This window comes from Stenotrophomonas pictorum JCM 9942 (assembly GCF_001310775.1).
In the GTDB taxonomy this organism is placed as follows: Bacteria; Pseudomonadota; Gammaproteobacteria; order Xanthomonadales; family Xanthomonadaceae; genus Stenotrophomonas; species Stenotrophomonas pictorum.
Map to the genome: position 1 here is coordinate 1 of NZ_BAZI01000200.1, position 5,271 is coordinate 5,271.

Here is a 5,271-nt window from a genome sequence, read left to right on the forward strand (position 1 = left end):
TTGCCGTCGGCCGGCGCGAACACGGTGCGGCCGCCGGGGGTGGCCGAGCTGCCGTTGGCCAGACCGGTACCGGGCACCGGCACGCGTGCCCATTCGTACTCGGCCGAGGAGATCTCCTTCTGCTTGAACCACGCGCCGCCGACGATCCACTGCGCGCGCTCGCCACTGCGCCCGAAGCTGAAATCCACGCTGGAGGTGTCGCCGCCCTTGAGGTTGTAGTCGCCGTACTGCACCTCGACATGGCCGCCGTCGGCGTTCTTCCTAGTGATGATGTTGACCACCCCGGCGATCGCGTCGGAGCCGTAGATCGAGGAGGCGCCGTCTTCGAGCACCTCGATGCGGTCCACCAGCGCCAGCGGAATGGTGTTCAGATCCACCGAGGAACCCACGCCGGAACCGGAGGACTCGTTGACCCAGCGGATGCCGTCCACCAGCACCAGTACACGCTTGGGACCGAGATGGCGCAGGTCCACCGTGGCCGCACCGGCGCCGACGCCGCCGCCATCGGGCGGGAAGCCGAAGTTGCCGCTGGAGTTGAGCTTGGTGCTCAGCGAGGCGCCGCTGGCGGTCAGGTGCTGCACCACGTCGGCCACCGAGCTGTAACCGGTGCGGTCGATGGCTTCGCGGGTGAGCACCTGCACCGGCACCTGGGTTTCCAGTTCGGCCTTCTTGATGCGGGTACCGGTGACCTGGATGGCGTCCAGGGTGCGCGCCGGGCTGGCGGGCGGGGATTCCTGCGCGAGCGCGACGGCGGGCAGCAGGCACAACAGGGAGATACGGACTGCGTGGGTCAGGCGGTGCGGGCGCAACGATAACGACGTCATCGGGAAGCTCCTCTGATAGCCGGACTATCTCGCCGGTCGGGACGACGGGCGTGGGCTCCTTGTAAACGTTCCGTTAGCGGTGGACAAGGGGTGGCCACGCCTTGTCTTTTCTTTGTCCGATCGGCCGTGGAAATTCCGCCAGATCAATCACTTGGCTGTGACAAAGGTGAATTGAGGTAGCGGCTTCCGGCATCACCCGCGCACCCGCGGGCGGAGATCAGCGGGCGGAGAAGCCGCCGTCGACTAGGTGGTAGCTGCCGGTGATGAACGAGGCTTTTTCCGAGAGCAGGAAGCAGGTCAGCGCGGCGACCTCGTCGGCGGTGCCCAGGCGTCCGGCCGGATGCAGGGCCACCAGGCCGGCATAGGCCTGGCGGTCCATGCCGTCCAGCATGGGGGTGTCGATGAAGCCCGGGCCGACGGCGTTGATGCGCAGCCCGCGCGCGGAATACTCCAGCGCCGCGCTCTTGGTCATGCCCACCAGCGCGTGCTTGGCCGCGACATAGGCCGCCGAGCCGGCCCAGCCATTGCTGCCCAGGATCGAGGCCATGTTGACGATGGCGCCGCCGCCGGTAGCGAGGATGGCCGGAATCTCATATTTCATCGAATAGAACACGCCGTGCAGGTTGACCCCGAGCACGCGGTGCCATTCGTCCAGCGGGTAGTCGGCCGTCTCCAGGCTGGCGCCGCCGATGCCGGCGTTGTTGACCGCCAAATGCAGGCCGCCGAAACGTTCCACGCAGTGCCGCACCATGTGACGGACCGCGTCCGGATCGCTGACATCCATGGCGAACGGCAGCACCTGCGGCCCCAGCGCGGTGGCCAGCGCGGCGGCGGCATTGCCGTCGATATCGGCCGCCAGCACCTGCGCGCCCGCCTGGGCCAGCTGCCGCACCACCGCCTCGCCAATTCCCGAGGCGGCGCCGGTGACCACGGCGATCTTGCCGGAAAGATCCAGGGACATGTTGCGCGAACTCCAGAACGCGGAACTCCCGCGACCGTGCCAGCATGCGCGCTGCCTGGTGCGGCCGCATTGAGCCAAATCAAGCCAGGCCCGGGCGTGGGCGACTCAGGGCTCGCCGCGGTGCTGGTCCGGGGTGGAATGCAGCGGCACGAAATTGACCAGTTCCGCGGCGGTCATCGGCTGCCCGAACAGGTAACCCTGGCCATAGTTCACGCCCTTGCTGCGGAACAGCTCGGCCTGCTCCGGCGTCTCGATGCCCTCCACCAGCGTGCGCATGCCCAGGGTGTTGGCCAGCTCGATGATGTGCAGCGCCACTTGGCTGGTCACCGAGTCGGTGCAGGCCGTGCAGGTGAAGCTCTTGTCGATCTTGAGGATGTCGAACGGATAGGTGGTCAGATACGCCAGGCTGGAGTAGCCGGTGCCGAAATCGTCGATCGCCACTTCCACGCCCAGTGCCCGGATCGCATTGACCACGGCCAGCGTGCTCTCCTGTTCCAGCAGGCCGCGCTCGGTGGCTTCGATCACGAACTTGCCTGCCCCCGGGCCGATCGTCCGGATCATCTGCTCGATCTGCCCGACCGTGTCGGGCGACTGCAGGTCCTGCGGGGACAGGTTTATGCTGAGGTGGAAGTCGGGATTGCGCCGCAGGAACGGCGTCAGGTCCTTGCATACCAGTTCCATCACCCGTCGGGTCACCAGCTGGATCAGCCCCGAATCCTCGGCCACCGGAATGAAACGGTCCGGCGACACCACCGCGCCGTCCTCATGGCGCCATCGCAGCAACGCCTCGGCGCCAATGCAGGTATTGGTCGGCAGCTCGAAGATGGGCTGGTAGAGTAGGAACAGCTGGCTCTTGCGCAGCGCGTGCAGCAGTTCGGCGCGGGCGGAGAAACGGTGACGGGTAAGCCCGTAGGCAATGGCGAAGATCACCAGGCCGGCGGTGATACCCAGCGGGATGAACCAGCGGGCGAACTGGGCCATACGGGTATCGATGGACGCGCGTGGGGTGGCGGCGACCGCCGCGGTGCCGCCGGGGAGGACGACCCGCCTGACCACCAGCGAGTCACTGTCCTCATCGAGGAACCGTTCATAGTGTTGTCCGTTCTCGAACGGACCGGCCCACCGGTCCTGCAGTTTTCCGGCCCTGGCGGCAAACCGGTGCGTCCGGGTATTGAACAGGCCCAGGGCGACATCCGGACGGGCGAACGGTGCGATCAGCCCGTCCGGGTAGATCAACAGCGCATAGCCGTTGTTCTCCACCACCACATAACGGTTCTCAGCGACCCCGGGCACCTGCACCTGGGTATAGATGGCGGTGCCGTCGGGTTCCACGATGCTGGGGGCGCCCTGCAACAGGTTGCTCAACCACGCACCGCCGGACGAGCACTCCACCTTCCCTCCGGACAGATACAGCGAACTTTTCACCGCCTGTGAGCGCAGTCCAAAACGTTGCAGCCGGGCGATCCCGCCAGCGCTGCACGGGGTATCGCCACTGCTTTCCATTTCCTGGCGCAGCAGCGCGAGCAGGTCCCGGATCGAACGCACCTGGCCCTCCATGCGCAGGGTCAGATCATCGAGCATCGCGTACTTTTCCTGCAGCGCCTGCTTGCGCGCCTGCTGCAGGGAGTACACCACCGGCACGCAGGCCAGCAGCGCGCCGCACGCCAGCAGCAGAAAAGCGATGCGGTGCCGGTTCTTCATCTGCGCGGTGCGTCCGTGGACAGGAATACTGCGACCGGCTTGGCGCGCACGCTGCTGCACGCTGCGGTGCCGGGATCAGGCGGTGGCCCTGGATTCAGGGTCCAGCAGCTTCTGTCGTCAGACAGTGAAAATATCCCAGGCCATGCGCGCGATCAGCACCACCACCAGCGCCACGAACAGCTTGCGGATCACCGGGGTGCCGCCGCGCAGCGCCATCCGGGTGCCCACCAGCGCGCCGCTGACATTGGCTGCGGCCATCGGTATGGCCAGTGCCAGCAGCACATTGCCGCTGGGCACGAAAAACGCCAGCGCGGCGAGGTTGGTGGCCAGGTTCACCACCTTGGAGGCGGCCGAGGCGCGCAGGAAATCCAGGCCGAAAAAGCGCACGAACAGGAAGATCAGGAAGCTGCCGGTACCGGGGCCGAAGAAGCCGTCATAGAAGCCGATCACCCCGCCCATCAGCAGCGCGATGCCCAGCTCGCGGCGGCCGACCTGGCGCGGCGTGTGCAGCGCGCCGAACTCCTTCTTGGCCAGCGTGTAGCCCAGCATCACGATCAGCAGGGTCAGCACCAGCGGTCGCACCGCATCCTTGGACAGCAGGCTCACCGCGGTCGCGCCGAGGAACGAACAAGCGAACGCGGCGGCCGCAGCCAGCAACACCGGCCGCCACGGAATGCGGATCGAACGGGCGTAGCGCCATGCCGAAACGCCGGTACCGAACACCGAGCTGAACTTGTTGGTGCCCAGCAACGCGGCCGGGGACTGCTGCGGCAGGGCGGTGAACAGCCCCGGCAGCTGGATCAGGCCGCCCCCGCCGACCGCCGCATCCACCAGCCCGGCGATGAAGGCGATCAGCAGCAGCCAGGGCAGCTCCGGCGGCAACAGTTCCAGCATGACGACTCCTGACCAGGGCGCGACAGGATACGCGCAGCCGTTGCCAGCGGCGCCGCTTGGAGCGTGGTGCCGGGGAATGGGAAAATGCGCGCATGCAGATCTCCCCGACCACGCCGTGCCCCTGTGGCCGCGGCCCCGCCTACAGCCGCTGCTGCGGCCCGTATCACGCCGGCCAGGCCGCGCCCGATGCCGAAGCGTTGATGCGCTCGCGCTACAGCGCCTATGTGCTGCAGGACGTCGATTACCTGCTGGCCAGCTGGCATCCGCAGACGCGACCGCAGCAGTTGTCGCTGGATGACGATCCGGGCCAGCGCACGCAGTGGCTGGGATTGAGCGTCAAACAGCATGTGGTCACCGGTGCGGACACCGCCGAGGTGCACTTTGTCGCGCGCTACAAAGTGGGGGGCGGCAGCGCGGTGAAGATGGCCGAGCACAGCCGTTTCCAGCGTATCGACGGGCGCTGGTACTACCGCGACGCGGTGGTCTGAGCACGGCGCCGCGTGTGGCGGCCATGACATCGCGCTAACCGCGTGTCCGTAAGCTCGGGCCGATGCATATCTCCACTGCCGCGTTGCTGCGTTCGACCACCGCCGGCGCCGTGCCCGCCACCCTGGCGCAGCGTTTTTCCACCGTGCGAGCACGCAGCGTGGCCCTGGCCGCGCCGCTGTCGGCCGAAGATGCGATGCTGCAGAGCATGCCCGACGCCAGTCCGGCCAAATGGCATCTGGCCCACACCAGCTGGTTCTTCGAGCACTTCGTGCTGGCCGCGCAGCCCGGTTACCAGCTTGCAGCCGCACTGGCAGGTGCTGTTCAACAGTTATTACCAGAGCATCGGCCCGGCCCACGCCCGGGCGCGACGCGGGCTGCTGTCGCGGCCGTCACTGGCGCAGG

General features: G+C 67.3%; 5 protein-coding genes and 1 pseudogene. 2 read left to right on the forward strand and 4 right to left on the reverse strand.

What is annotated here, in order from left to right; all coding sequences use genetic code 11:
- The 4 genes from JCM9942_RS10605 to JCM9942_RS10620 all read right to left on the reverse strand — a co-directional run.
- Positions 1-824: TonB-dependent receptor plug domain-containing protein (locus JCM9942_RS10605; protein WP_157722870.1), on the reverse strand; the 824-nt coding region annotated here is incomplete at its 3' end.
- A gap of 217 nt (positions 825-1,041) precedes the next feature.
- A complete protein-coding gene (locus JCM9942_RS10610) occupies positions 1,042-1,785 on the reverse strand; it encodes an SDR family NAD(P)-dependent oxidoreductase (RefSeq protein WP_054659550.1) in 744 nt (247 codons plus the stop codon).
- A gap of 105 nt (positions 1,786-1,890) precedes the next feature.
- On the reverse strand, positions 1,891-3,546 hold the full coding sequence (locus JCM9942_RS10615; protein WP_054659552.1) for an EAL domain-containing protein: 1,656 nt from the start codon (positions 3,544-3,546) through the stop codon (positions 1,891-1,893).
- 57 nt (positions 3,547-3,603) lie between these two features.
- Positions 3,604-4,380, reverse strand: a complete 777-nt coding sequence (locus JCM9942_RS10620; protein ID WP_054659554.1) for a sulfite exporter TauE/SafE family protein — start codon at positions 4,378-4,380, stop codon at positions 3,604-3,606.
- A gap of 92 nt (positions 4,381-4,472) precedes the next feature.
- On the opposite strand from JCM9942_RS10620, the gene JCM9942_RS10625 reads away from it, so the two are divergent.
- Entirely contained in the window at positions 4,473-4,868 is a 396-nt protein-coding gene (locus tag JCM9942_RS10625; RefSeq protein ID WP_054659556.1) for a YchJ family metal-binding protein, read from the forward strand.
- A 62-nt stretch (positions 4,869-4,930) separates the two neighbouring features.
- Positions 4,931-5,271, forward strand: a pseudogene (locus JCM9942_RS10630) (DinB family protein); the annotation flags it as partial.

Excerpts from the sequence above, each read along its gene's own strand:
- JCM9942_RS10610 (WP_054659550.1), bottom strand. The coding sequence starts at position 1,785 with ATGTCCCTGGATCTTTCCGGCAAGATCGCCGTGGTCACCGGCGCCGCC.
- JCM9942_RS10620 (WP_054659554.1), bottom strand. The coding sequence starts at position 4,380 with ATGCTGGAACTGTTGCCGCCGGAGCTGCCCTGGCTGCTGCTGATCGCC.
- JCM9942_RS10625 (WP_054659556.1), top strand. The coding sequence starts at position 4,473 with ATGCAGATCTCCCCGACCACGCCGTGCCCCTGTGGCCGCGGCCCCGCC.